Origin of the sequence: Burkholderia sp. Ap-955, from assembly GCF_011753045.1 — a bacterium.
In the GTDB taxonomy this organism is placed as follows: Bacteria; Pseudomonadota; Gammaproteobacteria; order Burkholderiales; family Burkholderiaceae; genus Burkholderia; species Burkholderia lata_D.
Genome location: NZ_VWWH01000123.1, coordinates 1 through 16,491 on the forward strand (window position 1 = coordinate 1; position 16,491 = coordinate 16,491).

General features: G+C 67.8%; 14 protein-coding genes. 8 read left to right on the plus strand and 6 right to left on the minus strand.

All coding sequences use genetic code 11. The features are described from left to right. Positions 1-1,197, plus strand: a 1,197-nt coding sequence (locus F3J15_RS34055) for a cytochrome c (RefSeq protein ID WP_166896746.1), incomplete at its 5' end; no start/stop codon positions are given. Between the two features lie 237 nt (positions 1,198-1,434). Next, entirely contained in the window at positions 1,435-1,767 is a 333-nt protein-coding gene (locus tag F3J15_RS34060; RefSeq protein WP_069251226.1) for a hypothetical protein, read from the plus strand. A 122-nt stretch (positions 1,768-1,889) separates the two neighbouring features. On the opposite strand, the gene mmsB is transcribed toward F3J15_RS34060, so the two are convergent. The 3 genes from mmsB to F3J15_RS34075 all read right to left on the minus strand — a co-directional run bounded on the left by mmsB (position 1,890) and on the right by F3J15_RS34075 (position 5,755). Further along, positions 1,890-2,780 carry a 3-hydroxyisobutyrate dehydrogenase gene (gene mmsB / locus F3J15_RS34065; RefSeq protein ID WP_166896748.1) on the minus strand — a complete coding sequence of 297 codons (891 nt, stop codon included), beginning with the start codon at positions 2,778-2,780 and terminating at the stop codon, positions 1,890-1,892. A 16-nt stretch (positions 2,781-2,796) separates the two neighbouring features. Continuing rightward, the gene (locus F3J15_RS34070) at positions 2,797-4,323 is read right to left on the minus strand and encodes a CoA-acylating methylmalonate-semialdehyde dehydrogenase (protein ID WP_166896750.1); all 1,527 of its coding nucleotides are present in this window, start codon (positions 4,321-4,323) and stop codon (positions 2,797-2,799) included. A gap of 112 nt (positions 4,324-4,435) precedes the next feature. Next, complete coding sequence (locus F3J15_RS34075; protein ID WP_069251228.1) at positions 4,436-5,755, minus strand: MFS transporter; 1,320 nt, start codon at positions 5,753-5,755, stop codon at positions 4,436-4,438. Positions 5,756-5,913: 158 nt separating this feature from the next. Between F3J15_RS34075 and F3J15_RS34080 the strand changes: the two genes are divergently transcribed. Continuing rightward, positions 5,914-6,873, plus strand: a complete 960-nt coding sequence (locus F3J15_RS34080) for a LysR family transcriptional regulator (RefSeq protein ID WP_166896752.1) — start codon at positions 5,914-5,916, stop codon at positions 6,871-6,873. A gap of 79 nt (positions 6,874-6,952) precedes the next feature. Continuing rightward, positions 6,953-7,450, plus strand: a complete 498-nt coding sequence (locus tag F3J15_RS34085; protein WP_166896754.1) for a hypothetical protein — start codon at positions 6,953-6,955, stop codon at positions 7,448-7,450. A 64-nt stretch (positions 7,451-7,514) separates the two neighbouring features. Here F3J15_RS34085 and F3J15_RS34090 read toward each other — a convergent pair whose 3' ends face one another. Further along, positions 7,515-8,237 carry a haloacid dehalogenase type II gene (locus F3J15_RS34090; protein WP_124585791.1) on the minus strand — a complete coding sequence of 241 codons (723 nt, stop codon included), beginning with the start codon at positions 8,235-8,237 and terminating at the stop codon, positions 7,515-7,517. Between the two features lie 396 nt (positions 8,238-8,633). On the opposite strand from F3J15_RS34090, the gene F3J15_RS34095 reads away from it, so the two are divergent. From F3J15_RS34095 to F3J15_RS34110, 4 genes are all read left to right on the plus strand, one after another. Next, a complete protein-coding gene (locus F3J15_RS34095) occupies positions 8,634-9,041 on the plus strand; it encodes a hypothetical protein (protein WP_240159308.1) in 408 nt (135 codons plus the stop codon). A 58-nt stretch (positions 9,042-9,099) separates the two neighbouring features. Next, positions 9,100-10,734 carry a hypothetical protein gene (locus F3J15_RS34100; protein ID WP_166896758.1) on the plus strand — a complete coding sequence of 545 codons (1,635 nt, stop codon included), beginning with the start codon at positions 9,100-9,102 and terminating at the stop codon, positions 10,732-10,734. Between the two features lie 125 nt (positions 10,735-10,859). Next, positions 10,860-12,149, plus strand: a complete 1,290-nt coding sequence (locus F3J15_RS34105) for a DUF6765 family protein (protein ID WP_166896762.1) — start codon at positions 10,860-10,862, stop codon at positions 12,147-12,149. A 1-nt stretch (position 12,150) separates the two neighbouring features. After that, a complete protein-coding gene (locus tag F3J15_RS34110) occupies positions 12,151-13,662 on the plus strand; it encodes a hypothetical protein (protein ID WP_240159306.1) in 1,512 nt (503 codons plus the stop codon). Here F3J15_RS34110 and F3J15_RS34115 read toward each other — a convergent pair. Both F3J15_RS34115 and F3J15_RS34120 read right to left on the minus strand, forming a co-directional pair. Then, positions 13,625-14,560 (minus strand): AraC family transcriptional regulator, encoded by a 936-nt coding sequence (locus F3J15_RS34115; protein ID WP_166896760.1) that lies wholly within the window; start codon positions 14,558-14,560, stop codon positions 13,625-13,627. The two genes, F3J15_RS34110 and F3J15_RS34115, sit on opposite strands and share 38 nt — an antisense overlap. Positions 14,561-14,792: 232 nt before the next feature. After that, positions 14,793-16,491 (minus strand): sulfatase-like hydrolase/transferase (locus F3J15_RS34120; protein WP_205191111.1); only part of this gene is annotated, 1,699 nt, incomplete at its 5' end.

Genomic DNA, 16,491 nt, shown 5'->3' on the forward strand with positions numbered 1-16,491 from the left:
GCGGACGGCGCGATGTGGAGCGCGGCGACGCTCGAGCGCGGCCGCCTGGTTGCCCTCGCCGGCGATTGCGCGGTGTGCCACACGGCGCCCGGCGGCGCGACCAACGCGGGCGGGCTCGCGCTCGATACGCCGTTCGGCACGATCTACACGACGAACCTCACGCCCGATCCGGAAACCGGCATCGGCACATGGTCGTATCCGGCGTTCGCGCGCGCGATGCGCGAAGGCATCTCGCGCGACGGCACGCACCTGTACCCGGCATTCCCGTACACGGCGTTCGCGAAGCTGAGCGAGCCCGACCTGCTCGCGCTCTATGCGTACCTGATGTCGCAGCCGCCGGTGAAGCACGTGCCGCCGAAGACGAAGCTGCCGTTCCCGCTCGACGAGCGACGCCTCGTCGCCGGCTGGAACTGGCTGTTTCACGATGCGCGGCCGTTCACGCCGGACCCGGCACGCTCCGCGACGTGGAATCGCGGCAAGTATCTGGTCGACGGCGCCGGGCACTGCGGCGCGTGCCATACGCCGCGCAACGCGCTGGGTGCGGAGAAGGGCGGTGTTGCGTACCTGTCGGGCGGCGAGGCCGAGGGTTGGGTCGCGCCGCCGCTCGTCGCGTCGCCGGCTTCGCCGGTGCCGTGGACCGAAGGCGCACTGTTCGATTACCTGCGTACGGGCTTCTCCGCGCAGCATGGCGTCGCGGCCGGGCCGATGGCGCCCGTCGTCGCGGGGCTCGCGTCGCTGCCCGAGGCCGACGTGCAGGCGATCGCGCACTATCTTGCGTCGCTGTCGCCGCCCGTCGACGCCGCGGCCGCCGCCGACGCGGCCGCCCGGCAGGCGCGCGGCGCGGAAACCGTCGCGACGCTCGGCCTCGAGAACGGTCGCCGTGCGTTCGACGCCGCGTGCGCGGTCTGTCATGCGGAATCGGGCGGCGTCGGGCATTTCGGCGTACGCCCGCTGATGGGGCTCAACACGAGCGTCAGCCAGGCCGCGCCGGACAACCTGCTGCGCGTGCTGCATCACGGGATCGACCAGCCGGCCACCGGCGAACTCGGCTACATGCCGGGCTTCGGCGACGCATTCGACGACCGGCAGATGGCCGAGCTGGCCGCATATATCCGCGCGCGCTACGCGCCGGGGCAGCCGGCGTGGCGGAACCTCGAGGAAGCGTCGGCAAGGATCCGGCAGGCAGCCGCGCACTGATCGGCCACCAGGCAACGGGCTGCGGGAGGCGGGCGACGGGCAACCGGCGATCGGGCAAAACTACCCGCTGGCGTGATCTGGCCCGGAAAGGAGGCGGAAATATTGCCCCATTTTTCATCATCGTTTAACCATTCGAAACAATGTGTTCACTGAAAGGGGCATGATCTCCGGCGATCGAGCAGGCATACTGTCGCCTATGTTGCTCAATGCGCGTCGAACGGCGCGCGCTTGCCCCCCATGCCTACTCCAGTTTCCTTTCGAACCTTGCGATGGTTGACCGTCGCGGCTGCTGCATGCTTGCTCGCCGCGTGTTCGACCGCTTCCGACGTGACCGCGACGTCGAACCCGAACGTCTATACCGTGACGACACGTACGGTCGGTGTGTCGACGACGTGGGCCGATGCCCATACGAAGGCCGTCGACGAAGCCACCAACTACTGCACGCAGCGCGGCATGCGCGCGAGCATGAAGCAGGAATCGCTGACCGGCGGCAGCCGTGTCGGCGCGCGCTCCGAACTCGCGTTCGAGTGCCATCCGACCTTCGAGACGGCGTCGAACCCGCGCGGTTGAACGGCCGGCGGCGCTGACGCGCCGTCTCTGCCGCACGTTTTCCTTCCCCCGCATGCAAAACGACCCGCGATGCCGTCCAGGCACATCGCGGGTCGGCGCACGTCCGGTGCGGGCTGCGGCGGTTACGCCGGCTGCGCCTCGTACAGCTTCACGCACGCGGAGAAGTCGAGCGTGCCGAGCCCCTGCTGACTCATCGACTGATAGAGCTGCTGCGCGAGCGCGCCCATCCATACCGGCTGGTGGGCGCTGCGCGCCGCTTCGGTCGCGAGCCCGAGATCCTTCAGCATCAGGTTCGCCGCGAACCCGCCCGCGTAGCCGCGCGCGGCCGGCGCGGTGTCGCTCACGCCCGGATACGGGTTGTACGCGTCCGAGCTCCAGCAGCGGCCGGTCGACGTATTGATGATGCCGGCCAACACGGCCGGATCGATTCCGAGCGCCGCGCCGAGCGCCATCGCTTCCGATACGCCCATCATCGAGATCCCGAGCAGCAGGTTGTTGCAGATCTTCGCGATCTGCCCGGTGCCCGTGCCGCCGCACTGCACGACGTTTTTCCCCATGTCGAGCAGCACCGGGCGGATGCGCTCGAACAGCGCGGCGTCCGCGCCGACCATGAAGGTCAGCGTACCGGCCTGCGCACCGCCCGTGCCACCCGACACGGGCGCGTCGGCGAGCGGGAAGTCGCGCTGCGCGGCGGCCTCGGCCACCGCGCGCACGGTGCCCGGATCGATCGTGCTGCAGTCGATCAGCGCAGCGCCGGCGCGCGCGCCGGCCAGCACGCCGTCATCGCCGAGATACACCGCGCGCACGTGCTGCGCGGCCGGCAGCATCGTGATCACCATGGCGCCGCGCGCGGCCGCTTCACGCGGCGAGCCGGCGGCCGTCGCGCCGGCGCGCACCGCGACGTCGACCGCGTGCGCGTCGAGGTCGAACACCGTCAGCGCGTGGCCGGCTTTCAGCAGGTTGGCGGCCATCGGGCCGCCCATGTTGCCGAGTCCGATGAATGCGATTTCCATGTGCAGGCTCCCGGGGTCAGCGCAGCGCGATCGTCGTGTTCACGCCGCCGGCCGTCGCGTCGTCGTCGAACCAGCGCGCGGTGACCGTCTTCGTCTGCGTGTAGAACTGCACGACCTGCTTGCCGTACGGGCCGAGATCGCCGAGCTTCGAGCCGCGCGAGCCCGTGAAGCTGAAGTAGGGCACCGGCACCGGGATCGGGATGTTGATGCCGACCTGGCCGATGTCGATCTCGCTCTGGAACTTGCGTGCGGCCGCGCCGCTCTGCGTGAACAGGCCCACGCCGTTGCCCATCGGGTTGCGGTTGACGAGCGCGATCGCTTCATCGAGCGTGTCGGCTTCGAGCACGACCACCACCGGCCCGAAGATTTCTTCCGTGTAGATCGACATGTCGGTCGTCACGCCCGAGAAGATCGTCGGGCCGACGAAGTTGCCCTGCTCGTAGCCGGGCACCTTCACGTTGCGGCCGTCGAGTTCGAGCTTCGCGCCGGCCTTCACGCCTTCGTCGATCAGCGACAGGATGCGTTCCTTCGCAGCCTTCGACACGACCGGCCCGACGTCCGTGCCGGCTTCCGCGCCCGCATTGACCTTCAGCGCCTTCGCCTTTTCGACGAGATCGGGCAGCCAGTCGCGCGCCTTGCCGACCAGCACGACGACCGACGTCGCCATGCAGCGCTGGCCGGCCGCGCCGAAGCCCGCGCCGACGAGCGCGTTGATCGACTGCTCGCGGTGCGCATCGGGCAGCACGACCGCATGGTTCTTCGCGCCCATCATCGACTGCACGCGCTTGCCGTGCTGGCTGCCGAGGTTGTACACGTGCGTGCCGACGCGCGTCGAGCCGACGAACGAGATCGCCTTGATGTCCGGGTGCGTGCAGAGACGGTCGACCACCGTCTTGCCGCCGTGCACGACGTTCAGCACGCCCTGCGGCACGCCGGCCTCGATCGCGAGTTCGACGAGCTGCATCGTCGACAGCGGGTCCTGCTCCGACGGCTTCAGCACGAACGTGTTGCCGCACACGATCGCCATCGGGAACATCCACAGCGGGATCATGCCGGGGAAGTTGAACGGCGTGATGCCCGCGCACACGCCGATCGGCTGGCGCAGCGTGTAGGTATCGACGCCGCCCGCGACGTTCTCCGCGAATTCGCCTTGCTGCAGCGTGCCGATTGAGCACGCGTGCTCGACCACTTCGAGGCCGCGGAAGATGTCGCCCTGTGCGTCGGGCAGCGTCTTGCCTTGCTCGGCCGTCAGCGTGTGCGCGATCCGTTCGAGATTGCGGCGCACGAGATCCTGGAATTTCAGCATGATGCGCAGCCGCGCGCCGATCGGCGTCGTCTTCCAGGTCTGGAACGCGCGTTGCGCGGACGCGATCGCGGCGTCGACCTCGTCGAGCGTCGCAAACGGCACGCGGCCGATCACTTCCTGCGTCGCCGGGTTGACGATGTCGCCCCATTCGGCGCTTTGCGATTCGACGAACGCGCCGTCGATCAGCAGCTTGGCGGTGGGCAGGGCGAGGGTGGTCTGGGGAACTGCGGCGTTCATGGATGTCTCCGTAAAGCGGTATGACGACGAAAAGGGTGTCTGCGTCCGCCGCGCGTGGATACGCGGCGGGCAGCAGGCTGAACTGAAATCGATCGAATGCCGGCCGGCGTGCTCACGCGCGTGCCGGTCGCATCAACGCGGTACACATGAGCGCGAACACGCCGAAGCCGACGAGGTACGCGATCACGTAATGCGGCTGGCCGCCGCCGGCCTTGAGCAGCGACGTCGCGATCATCGGCGCGAAGCCGCCGCCGATCACGCCGGCGAGCTGCACCGACAGCGAGATGCCGCTGTAGCGGATTTCCGCGGGGAACTGCTGCGCGAACAGCAGCGATTCCGGCGCATAGAGGATCGGGAACACGACGCCGAGGCCGAGCACGATCGCCCACCACGCGTACGACGTCTGCTGCGTGCCGAGCATCATGAAGAACGGCGCGGCGAACGCGCACATCAGCACGAGGCCGATCGCGAACATCCGGCGCTGGCCGATGCGGTCGCTCAGGTGGCCGCACAGCGGCATCGTGACGAGCGACAGCGCCGCGCCGGCCGTGATTGCGTGCAGCATCTCGGCCTTCGGCAGATGCAGCTGCTGCGTCGCGTAGGCGAGCGCGAACGTGACCACCATGTAGAACCAGGTGTTCTCGGCGGCGCGCGCGCCGACGATCGTCAGCACCTCGCGCGGATGGCGGCGCAGCGCGGCCGTCACCGGTGATTTCTCGGCCTTGCCCTGGCGCTGCATCTTCTCGAAGTCGGGCGACTCGGGCACCTTCGCGCGGATGAACCAGCCGAGGCCGACGAGCGCGATGCTCGCGAGGAACGGCACGCGCCAGCCCCACGACAGCATGTCGGCTTCCGGCAGCGCGGCCACCGCGGCCATCGCGACCGACGACAGGATCAGGCCGAGCCCGACGCCCGTCTGCGGCAGGCTGCCGAACAGCCCCTTGCGGCCCTTCGGCGCGTGCTCGACGGCCATCAGCACCGCGCCGCCCCATTCGCCGCCGACGGCCATCCCCTGCAGGAAGCGCATCGCGATCAGCAGCGCGGCGGCCCAGTAGCCGATGCTGTCGTACGACGGGATCAGCCCGATGATCATGCTCGGCACGCCCATCAGCAGCAGCGTGATCATCAGCATCGACTTGCGGCCGATGCGGTCGCCGAAGTGGCCGAACACGATGCCGCCCATCGGCCGGCCGATGAAGCCGACCGCGAACGTGCCGAACGCGGCGAGCGTGCCGACGACCGGGTCCAGCGACGGGAAGAAGATGCGGTTGAAGACGAGCGCGGCGGCCGTGCCGTAGAGGAAGAAGTCGTACCACTCGATCGTGGTGCCGGCCATGCTGGCCCAGCCGGCCAGCAGGTAGTGCTTCGCGGTGCGCTCGGGCGCCGGCGCCGCGATGGTCGCATGCTCATCGAGGGTGGATCGGGTCTGCATGGTGTCTCCGGTTTTATTGCCCGCGGCTCATGGTCCGCAGGTCACGGTCGAGTATAGTTATGCGCAGATTCATCATGTACCGATAAAGAAACCGGTTGGATGTGCATTTATGCATATCGACGGCCGGCCCGGAGACTCCAGCCCCTTTTTTCCCGTCGATGCGAACTGCCACCGAGCCGGTTTCCGGCAACCTGAACTGGGACGACCTGCGCTTTTTCCTCGAAGTCGCGCGCACGCAGCGCGCGAGCGGCGCCGCGAAGCGGCTGGGCGTCGACTACACGACCGTCGCGCGGCGCATTCGCGCGCTGGAGGCCGCGATGGGCACGCTGCTGTTCGACAAGTCGCGTTCCGGCGGCTTCACGCTGACGGCCGAAGGGCAGCGGCTCGTCGCGTATGCTGACGCGATGGAGACGACCGTGCAGTCCGCGTGCGACCAGGTCGCGAATACGGGCGAGGCGCTGTCGGGCCATGTGCGGATCGGGTCGACGGAAGGGTTCGGCTGCTTTTTTCTCGCGCCGCAGCTCGCGCAGTTTCGCGCCGAGCATCCGCACGTGACGGTCGACCTGCTGCCGGTGCCGCATTTCGTCAACCTGCCCAAGCGCGAGGCGGACCTGGCGATCACGCTCGAGCGGCCCGAGCGCGGGCCTTACGTGGTCACCAAGCTGTGCGACTACCAGCTGCGGCTCTATGCGACGCGCGACTATCTCGCGAACCATGATCCGATCACGTGCACGGACGATCTCGCGCAGCACGCGTTCATCAGCTATGTCGACGATCTCGCGTTCAGCAACGAGCTGCTGTACCTGGACCGCGCGGTGCCGGGCGCGACGGCCGGGCTGCGCACGACGAGCGTGATCGCGCAGTATTTCGCGGCGCTGCAGGGCGGCGGGCTCGCGATCCTGCCGTGTTTCATGGCGGCCACGCAGCCGGCGCTGGTGCCGGTGTTGCCGGACGACGTGGTCGTCACGCGGTGCTTCTGGCTGACGTGCCGCGAGGATCTGCGCAAGCTGCGGCGCGTGACCGCGCTGTGGGATTACCTGCGCGCGGCGGCGGACGCGAATCGCGCGCTGCTGTCGGGGGAGTCGGGGAAGCTGAGGTTCGTCGGCGAGCCGGAATAGCGGCGCGAGCGTGGCGGTTGCAGGGGCGGCGGCGCCGTTGTGCCATCATGGCCGCACCGACAGCCGCCAGGAGACGGTCGTGGAAATTCATTCGCAGTGGACGTTCGATTGCCGGCCCGAGCATGTCTGGCCGCATTTTCTCCATGCCCGGATGGACGACACGCGGCCGTTGCTGTTCCGCCTCGGCGTGCCGAAGCCGGTCAGTTGCCGCGTGCTCGAAGGCATGCCAGCGGTCGGCAACACGCGGCAGTGCACGACCGATCGCGGCACGATCGACCAGCGGATTCTCGTGCTCGACGAGAATCGCCGGCTGCGTTACCGGATGGTGGCGTCGACGGTGTGGTGCCGCGACTGGGTCGGGCTGCTCGAGGACGAATTCACGCTGACGCCCATCGAAGGCGGCAGGACCCGCGTCGAGCGGCGCACCGTGTTCAGTGCACGCGGCCTTTTCAAGCCGGTTCGGCAGATCGGGTTGTGGCTCGCGTTGCAGCAGGCACACCGGTATGCGGCCCGCAACTGGCGGCGCCTCGCGATGGCGGCGCAGGGGCGGGCGGCCGAGATGGCGCCGGCGCGCTAGGCCTTGGGCGCGGGCGCTCGACGAGCCGCCGTCCACCCCGCGATCGCGCACCGGAACCCGGTTTTCAACCCGGGCACTCGAGCCGGTCCGCGAGCTCGTTCAAATCCCTGACGTCGAAGTCCCACGCATCGTCGGCTTTCAGGTCGGTCGTCTGGCCGGGCCCGTGTTCGGTCGGCCGCAGCACGAACGCGGTCGACAGCCCCTGCCGGCGTGCGGCCGCAAGATCGCCGTTGTGCGCGGCGACCAGGCACAGCTCGGCAGGTTCGAGCCCGAGAATCTCGACCGTATCGCTATAGACCTGCGGCGACGGCTTGTACGCACGGACGACCTCCGCACCGAGAATCGCATCCCACGGCAGCCCCGCGCGTTTCGCGACGTCGACCATCAGCCGGATGTTGCCGTTCGACAGCGGCGCGATGATGAAGCGTCGCTTCAGCCGTTGCAGCGCCGCGACGGCGTCGGGCCACGGGTCGAGGCTGTGCCACGCGAGGTTGAGCGCGTCGATGTCGGCGTCGGGCACGTCGTCGATCCCGTAGCGGTCGAGCGTGCGCACCAGGTTCTCGCGGTGCAGCACGTCGAGGCGCACGTAGCGGCGGCGCCCGCTGCGGATTTCTTCCATCGACGGCGAATATTCGGCCCGCCATGCATCGGCGAATTCGAGCGGGTCGAGCGCGGGTGCGTAGCGGTCGAGGAACGCGGCGGCGCCGCGTGCGACGCCGCTTCTCCAGTCGACGATCGTTCCGAAGACATCGAAAACGAGCGCCTTGATTTCGGCAGGGTTCGTCATGGTGATCCCGTGAGGGTCGATCGATGAGGTGGCGAATCGCCGTGCCGCCCGACTGCGCGACGCCGGTTCGTTCGACATTGAATCACGGATATGCAAAGGCGGTTGGGACGGTCGCCATGTCGAACGGCCCGGCCGCGTGGCGCGTGAACTGTCCCTTGGACATCGGCGCCCCGCGAGATTCGCGGGTGACGCATCCGGAATCCTTCGCGCCCCGCCGTCTCGCTGCCCCGGCTCGGGTTACTCCGGACGCAATTTTCCGACAACCCGCAATAAGCAGATATCGCCGCATCGGACCGCTCTCTACCATTCGTTGAACGGCTGAGCGCCGCGCGGATGGCCGGCCTGCGGGCACGAAGCGTCGGCGCGGCGTGAGAGCCGATGAAACGGAGCGCCGCCATGAAGGAGAGGAGTCTGCGACCGCGGCGTCGACTCGTCGCGTTGATCGCGACCGTGTCGGCGCTGGTGTTCGCCTACGGCGTGGCACGACATCTGTCGCACGCGTCGACTAGACCGTCGGATCAACAGGTCTTTTCCGTCGACGTCGATCGGGACAAGGCGCCGTGGGAGCGATCCGTGATCGCGATTCGCGAAGGCACGCCGGCGCATATCCGCGTGCATGCGCGAGAGGCGGGTGTGCTGATGGCGCATGAAATCCCGGGTGCGCTCGCCGCATGCACGTCCGGAACCGATCAGTCGATGGACCTTCTCCCGGTCGGGATCACCGGGCGCTTTTCGCTGCACTTTCACAGCCGGACCGGCGAGCAGATCGAAGTGGCCGTCATCGAGATATATCCGGACAACTAATGATAAAGACGGATCGGAACGAAATTCGAAACGAAGTTCGAGACAGGAGGAGGCAAAGATGCACGCACTGAATCGCCTGGCGATCGCGCTATCGCTCGGCACACTCATGCTCGCCGGCTGCGGCGGAGACGACAACGTCACGACGAGCGCGACGCCCGCCGTATCGGTGGCCGACTACGTCGTGCCGCGTGTTCCCGGCTGCAGCCCCGGCGATACGCCCGAGACGGCGCTGCAAGGGCAGGTGCCCGCCGCGCTGCGCCAGTCGGGATTCGGCGGCTTCAACTGCAACCTGAAGCGCGTCAGCCAGGTGCAGGGCGAGGGCGCGTCGTGGTCGGCGGCGACCTACACCGACCGGCAGGGCAAGACCTGCTTCTACCATGCGACGATGGGCGCCACACCGGCCTTCAACAACCCCGATGCACCGCCGCGCGTGAACCCGGGCGTGCCGGTGATCGACATCACCGACCCGGCCAAGCCGGTGCGGGTGAGTTCGCTGACGTCCACGGCGATGATCGACCCGTGGGAATCGCTGCGCGTGAACGTCGCGCGCGGGATTCTCGCCGCCGATAACGGGCTCGGCGGCGGCGCCGGCCCCGAAGTCGACCTGTACGACGTGGCGACCGACTGCACGCGCCCGCAACTGCTCGCGAGCGTACCGATCGGCACGGGCGCCGACGGCGGCATTCTCCCGAGTGTCAAGCCGATGGGCCATGAAGGCGGTTTTTCGCCGGACGGCTTCACGTATTACATCGGCGGTGCCTATTCGAAGTCCTACTACGCGGTCGACGTGACGATCCCGACGCGGCCGAAGCTGATCTCGGCGATCACGATGGCCGACCTGGGCTTCGGGGCGGTTCCGCACGGGTTGTCGGTGAGCCAGGACGGCAACCGCGCATACTTCATCGGCCTCGGCAACACGGGCGCGGCGGCCGGGGCGGGCGCACCGCCGCTGGACAACGCGAACTCGAACGGCGACAACGGGTTCTTCGTCATCGACACCAGCGAAGTGCAGAGCCGTCGTCCCAATGCGCAGATGCACCGGATCGCGACGGTGCCGGTGCGCGACGGCAGTGCGGGCCAGCATACGATTCCGTTCATGGTGGGCGGCAAGCCCTATCTGGTCGAAGTGGATGAAGGCGGCTCGGGCGGGATCCAGGATCCGGGCGCGGCGGGCGTGAAGGCCGCGTGCAATGCCGGGATGACGCCGTTCCCGCTGGGCCATATCTACGACATGTCGAACGAAGCGGCGCCCAAGCTCGTGTCCGAGCTGCGGCTCGAAACCCACTCAGTGCAGAACTGCAGCAAGGTGATGCCCGACATTCTCGGCCTTTCCACCTTCACGTACGGGTCGCACTACTGCAGCGTCGACAACCGGGAGAACGCCACGGCGCTCGCGTGCAGCTACTTCAACTCCGGTGTGCGCGCGTTCGACATTCGCGATCCGGCGAAGCCCAAGGAAATTGCGTACTACAACCCGCCTTCGGCAAAGTCGCCCGGCGCCGGTTCCGCGCACCTGATGTTCGGCCAGTACCGCCCGGGAGGCCCGGACTGGTGTGCATCGCGCCTCGATTTCGATTTCGACCGCCATCTATTGACCACGGCGTGCCAGGACAACGGCCTGCTCGTGCTGTCGTTCGAAAACGGTGCGTGGCCGTTCCCCGAAAGCACGAAAGCGACGGAGATCGGCAATTGATGCACCGCAGACAGGTGGCGCGCGGGCAGTCGCGCGAGGGGGGCGCAACCGGCAGGGCCGGCGCGCGAGGTCGCGCCCGGCGCCATCCGGGCGTTGCCGCGCTGGCCTTGCTGGCGGCTCTCGCGATGCCGCTGACGTGCTTGGGGTTTGAAGCGGACGTGCACTTCGGCCTCACGTTTTGGCTCGCGAGGCAGGCGGGGTTCGCGCCTGGCGAGGCCGACGCGATTGCGCTCGCCGACCAGCGGCTGGATGCCGGCTCGATCGAATACATGACGTCGGCGCTGCAGTTCGCCTGCCTGTCGCGCTTCGCGCCCGATGCGCGGGATACCCAGGCGGCGCACTATCCGAGCGAGACGCGGGTGCCGGCCGCCGCGGCAGCCCGGGTCGTGGTGCCAGATGGGTCAGCCTCACGCGCATGGGTCGATGCCGCGCTGCGGCGTGCAGAGGGGCGCAACGCGGGATTCATGCTGGGTGAGTTCGGCCGGGCGCTGCATGCGCTGCAGGATGCGTGGGCGCACCAGGGCACGCCGTCCGTACCCGACTGGCGCCGCTATGGAGTCGAATGCGACGCCGGTCTGGCGATGGCCGCGCCGGTCGAGCGCGGTGGCCCGGCCGGCCACGCCGCCGAGATGACCTGGCGTTGGCCCGTCGATACGGAGGCGATGGCGAAGTCGACGTATCTCCAGATGATTCGTTATCCGAATATAAACGGCGCGTCGAGAAATGCGCTGCCGTGGGAGCAGGTCCGGCCGATGCTCGCCGGATTCATCGACGCGCGAACCAAGCACGCGAAAGCGGGCTGGTTCGTCGCGAACGGCGTGAAGGACACGTCGTTCCTCGACGGCACGAGCCTGCCTGACGGCCCCGCGTGGCAGGCGGTCCGCTGGCACGGCCGGCGCGACGTGCCGAAGCCGGCCTCGCCGCGCGCGCAACCCGGCGTCGACAAGGGGCTCGCCGATTTCTACGCGCGCTTCTTCAGCGACTGGGTCACGACGTCGCCGGTGGACAGGCGCTGGCTGCCCGCACTGGCTGCCGGCCGCACCGGCAAGCCCGACGGCGCGCTGGTCGAGCAATTGACCGGCTGGCGCTTGCGGGATCACGGTGCCTATCTCGCCATCGGAACCCCGTCGCAGCCGACGGCAAGCGCGAGCGCGATCTTGCGCGATCGCGCGTCGTTCGCGGTCTTCAAGTCGTTGGACGATGCGGTATTGCCGCTCATCGTGGAGGGCGACAAGCCGTCGCCGATCCTGCCGTTCCTGGTGTTTCCACTGCCCGATTCGGCAGGCGGCAACAAGCGCGCCGTCGCGTTGATCAAGCTGCTCGATGCGCCGTACGACACGATCGGCGTGGTATCGGAGCAGGGAAGCGGGGCCGGCTGGAAGGTCACGGGACTGATTGCGTCATCTGATTACTGACATGCACGACGACTTCGAATCCGGTGCGACCCACCTGGCCAGCCTCCACGTACCGCGCCGTAACGCGCGGCGGGTCGCGGGGGCTGCGGCGCTCGTCGCCTGTGCGCCGACCTGTGCCGATGCGCATGCGTGGAATATTCCTTACTACCTGCCGGTGCCGTTGTGGCTCTATGCGTACGCGGCGACCGGCACGCTCGTGGTGTCCTTCATGATCCTGGCGTTCGCATCGGGCTCGGGCGCGGGTGTTCCGGGCACGCGCGCGCCGGCGATCCGATGGCGGCGGGCATGGCGGATACCGGCCGTGGCGCTCGCCGCGGGGCAGGCCGCCAGCCTGGGCTTCGTCGTCCTGCTGATCGTATCGGGCCTCTTCGGCACCCAGAACCCGTTCGTCAACCTCGGCATGTCGGGATTCTGGCTCTGGTTCTACCTGGGGTCGATCTATGTCAGCGCGGTGTTCGGCGACCTCTATGCGTTCACGAATCCGTTCGCGTCGATGCTGCGGATCGCGGCGCGCTGCGTCCCGGCAATCGACAGGGGCCGGTATCGCTATCCGCGGGGCCTCGCATCGTATCCCGCGCTGTTCGCGTATGTTGCGCTGATCGCGATGGAGTTGTTCGGTGCGGCAAGGCCGCGAGACGCCAGCCTGTTTCTTGCCGGCTACGCAATCTACGCACTGGTCGGTTCATTCTGTTTCGGCCGCGACGTGTGGCTCAGGCATTTCGATGCATTCGGCATCCTGTGCGGATTGTGCGCACGACTGTCGCCATTCGAATGGCGTCGCGGGGCGGCGCGAGAAATCGACGTCGGGCTGAGGAATCCGGTCGCCGCGATGGCGTCGGAGCCGCCGTTCGACACCAGCATCGTGATCTTCCTGTCGTTCATGCTGTCGTCGACGGCCTACGACGGCCTGCGCGATACGGCCGTGTGGAACACCTTCTTCTGGCGCGGCATCTATCCGCTGATCGTCGCGGTGTTTCCGGCGCTGAAAAACGACTACGCGATAGCGGGAGACCTCGTGCTTGCCGGGCAGTGGGCCACCTTTGCAGCAGTCGGGCTGGCCTACCATGGGCTGTTCCGGGGCTTCTGCGCACTCGGCTCGGCGGGATCGCGTTCGGTGCTGGATGGGGGCGCGTTTGCGCGGCAGTTCTGCCTGTTGCTGTTGCCGATCGCGCTGTTCTACAACGTGTGCCACTACTTCACGCTGTTCATCGACCAGGGGCGGCAGATCGTTTCACTGCTGTCCGATCCACTCGGCATCGGCTGGAACCTGCTGTCGATCGAACCGGCGCAGGTTGCGCCGACCGCGCTGCTGATCAACGTCGGCTACATCTGGCATGCACAGGTCCTGCTGATTCTCGCCGGGCATGTGCTGAGCGTGATTGTGACGCACGCGATCGCCGTCCGTCATCGCGTGCTGGCCGGCACTGTGGTGCTCAACCAGTTGCCGTTGCTGGTGCTGACGATCGCGCTGACGATCAGCGGCCTGTGGATCCTGTCGCTGCCGCTCGCGTGACGTTCGCGGCACGCGGCTTGAGCCCGGACGGCGAGAACCCCCACCGTTTGCGGAACGTTGCGGAGAAGTGGCTGGTGGTCGAAAAGCCGCACGCGAGCGCGGCCTCGGTCACATCGCATCGTCCGCGTTCTATCAGGTCGCGGGCGGCTTGCAGCCGGGTTTCGACGATGTACTGGTGCGGCGTCATCCCGTTGGCTTTCTTGAAGTTCCGGATGAACGAATACAGGTCGCCGGGGTAGTCGACCGCTTCGGCGAGCGTCACCAGCGTCAGCGGATCGCGGAAATTGTCGCGGATGTACTCGACGGCCCGTCGCATGCCCTGCGCATGCGTGTACTCGCGGGCCTTGCGCGTCGACTCGAGATACGACATGCGGCCGAGCGCGGCCGCGCCCAGGGTTTCGACGTAGGTCGGCCCCGACGGCATCCCCGCGACCGCATCTTCATGGATGCTCCGGATGATCTGCACGAGCAGATCGTCGCTCACGTCGAAGCGGGGCACGGCCGGCACGGTCGGCGTGCTCGCCAGCAGGCCGGAGCGCGACAGCCAGGCCACGTCGAAGTGGACGGCGAGCCACTCGATGTCGTTCGACCACCGGCTGGAACAGGCAAAGCCGGGCGGTACGTAAGTCAATGGTGTGCGCATCGTGTGCGCGGCCCAGCCGTTGCCGTCGGTGCGCATTTCGAGCCCGGTCGGCGCGCGCAAGTGCAGCGTGAAGACCGGCTCGGTCGTCTCGAGATCGATCAGCTCCGACGCATCCGCGATGTAGTGATCGATCGCGACAACGCCGCGCGACGGCGTCGCAAGCTGCCGTTTCCAGCTCGCGGGCGGTTGCCAGTTCGACCGGCGCCCGTCGGGATGTTTCGCACACACATAGTTCAACGCTGGCCGGTTCTGCATGCCGTTTCCCTTCATGTAGCCTGGACCCGGGCGAAGCGCGCGCTCGCCGCGATGATCCGCCTTGGAGAATCAGCACACTGTAGGGCGTCATGCTTACTCGATGCTTACCTGTCCCGAGCGATGACGAAAAGAGAAGCCCCGCGTACGGTCGCATGGCGCGACCGCACGGCAGGGAATCACGGAATGCGGAATCGTCCGAGGATTGCCGGTTCCGGAAGACGGCCGGCCGCCTTCAATGCCACTTGCGGATCTGTACCTGCACCTTGCCGTCGCGGATCGGCATGACGTCGGGACTGTCGTCGCCGACTTCGCTCGCGATCAGGTCGTTCAGGCGCCCGTTCATCGCGAGCAGCAGTTCGCCGTGCCGCTTCCGGTCCATCGCGAGATTGCGCATCTCGCCCGGATCGCTCGCGACGTCGAACAGCTCGACGTCGTTGCGCGCTAACAAGGTCTCCATCGTCGTCGGCCGGTTGAATTCGAGCGGCGAGAAATAGCGCGTGAACCGGTAGCGGCCGTCGAACACGCTGCGGATCGTGCCGCGCAACCGGAAATCCGGCTGCTGCGCGAGCGCGCGGCGCAGCAGCTCGTCCTCCGGTACGCCTTTCTGGCGCAGCGTGCCCAGCTCCTTCAGCATCCATTCGCTGTCGTAGTAGAGCAGCATCGCGTAGTTGAACAGCGTGGCATCGCGCGCCGCGTGCAGCTTCGCGTCGGCCGGCTTCGCGAGCCAGCGCGTGAGGTCGTGCCCCTTCAGCGCGCTGCCGCGAATCGACGCGAGCCGCGCATCGTCGAGACCGGTGAGCCCGAGCAGCGTCGGTGCGATGTCGATGTGCGACGTCAGCGCATCGCACTGCATGCCGCCCGGATACGCGGGATGGCGGATCACGAGCGGCACGTGGTTCTGTGGCTGGTAGGCGGTCGCGCCCTTGCCGACGAGTTGGTGCGCGCCGATGTGATCGCCGTGGTCGGCCGTCATCACGACGATCGTGCGTTCGTCGAGGCCGAGCGACTGCAGCGACTGCAGCAGGCGCACGACGTGCGTGTCGCAGTCGCGCACGCAGTTGAAGTAGTTGTCCTGATAGATGCGCAAGCGTTCGTCGGTGAACGGATAGCGCCCGACGAGGTTCGCATGCGCGGCGTTGAACATCCCGTGCGCCGGTGGCCGTCCCGGCTCGTCGTACGGCTGCCGCCGCGATGCTGCGAGCGGCACGTCGTGCCATAACGTGCGATACAGCGCGTCGTTCGGCGGCGGCGCGTTGCCGAGCATCGGGTGGTTCGCGTCCTGCACCGTCGAGCCGTTCGTGTCGGTGTTCACGAACATCGCGTCGTGCGGGTTCACCAGGTTCACCGCGAGGAACCACGGCTTGCCTTCCTTCGCGAGACGCGGCGCGTGGTTGCGCATCCAGCTCACCGCCGCCTCGGCCGTGATCCCGTCGTACTGGTAGCCGCCGCGCACCATCCCGATCAGGTCGCCCACGCCGAAATAGTCGTCGAAACCGTACGACCGGATCGTGCGGTTGTAGTCGGCCACGGGGGCCGTGTACGGGCTCGCGGTTTCGTGCATCGACGCGCTCAGGTGCCACTTGCCGAGATACGCGGCGTAGTAGCCGGCGTCGCGCAGCATGTGGCCGACGGTACGCACGTCCGGCGACATGTCCTTCTGCCAGGGCACGCCCGCGTTGTCGAGCACGCCGGTGTGCTGGATATGCTGCCCGGTGTAGACCGTCGAGCGCGACGGCGAGCACACGCAGGCGGCGATCTGGTGGTGCATGAACGTGATGCCGTCGCGGCGCAGCGCTTCGCGGCCCGGTACCGGGAACGGCCAGCGGTCGAAGTGGCGCTCCTGGTCGGTCAGGATGAACAGGATGTTGTAGCCGGCGGGCGGCGCGGCGGGCGCGGTCGTCGCGCCGTGGAAAGCGGGCGCGGGATCGACG

What these genes read in the sequence shown, in the direction of transcription:
- mmsB (WP_166896748.1), bottom strand. Translation starts at nt 2,780, where the DNA reads ATGGAAATCGCATTCATCGGACTCGGCAACATGGGCGGCCCGATGGCC.
- F3J15_RS34080 (WP_166896752.1), top strand. Translation starts at nt 5,914, where the DNA reads ATGCGAACTGCCACCGAGCCGGTTTCCGGCAACCTGAACTGGGACGAC.
- F3J15_RS34115 (WP_166896760.1), bottom strand. Translation starts at nt 14,560, where the DNA reads ATGCAGAACCGGCCAGCGTTGAACTATGTGTGTGCGAAACATCCCGAC.
- F3J15_RS34070 (WP_166896750.1), bottom strand. Translation starts at nt 4,323, where the DNA reads ATGAACGCCGCAGTTCCCCAGACCACCCTCGCCCTGCCCACCGCCAAG.
- F3J15_RS34075 (WP_069251228.1), bottom strand. Translation starts at nt 5,755, where the DNA reads ATGCAGACCCGATCCACCCTCGATGAGCATGCGACCATCGCGGCGCCG.
- F3J15_RS34105 (WP_166896762.1), top strand. Translation starts at nt 10,860, where the DNA reads ATGCCGCTGACGTGCTTGGGGTTTGAAGCGGACGTGCACTTCGGCCTC.
- F3J15_RS34100 (WP_166896758.1), top strand. Translation starts at nt 9,100, where the DNA reads ATGCACGCACTGAATCGCCTGGCGATCGCGCTATCGCTCGGCACACTC.
- F3J15_RS34090 (WP_124585791.1), bottom strand. Translation starts at nt 8,237, where the DNA reads ATGACGAACCCTGCCGAAATCAAGGCGCTCGTTTTCGATGTCTTCGGA.
- F3J15_RS34110 (WP_240159306.1), top strand. Translation starts at nt 12,151, where the DNA reads ATGCACGACGACTTCGAATCCGGTGCGACCCACCTGGCCAGCCTCCAC.
- F3J15_RS34095 (WP_240159308.1), top strand. Translation starts at nt 8,634, where the DNA reads ATGAAGGAGAGGAGTCTGCGACCGCGGCGTCGACTCGTCGCGTTGATC.
- F3J15_RS34060 (WP_069251226.1), top strand. Translation starts at nt 1,435, where the DNA reads ATGCCTACTCCAGTTTCCTTTCGAACCTTGCGATGGTTGACCGTCGCG.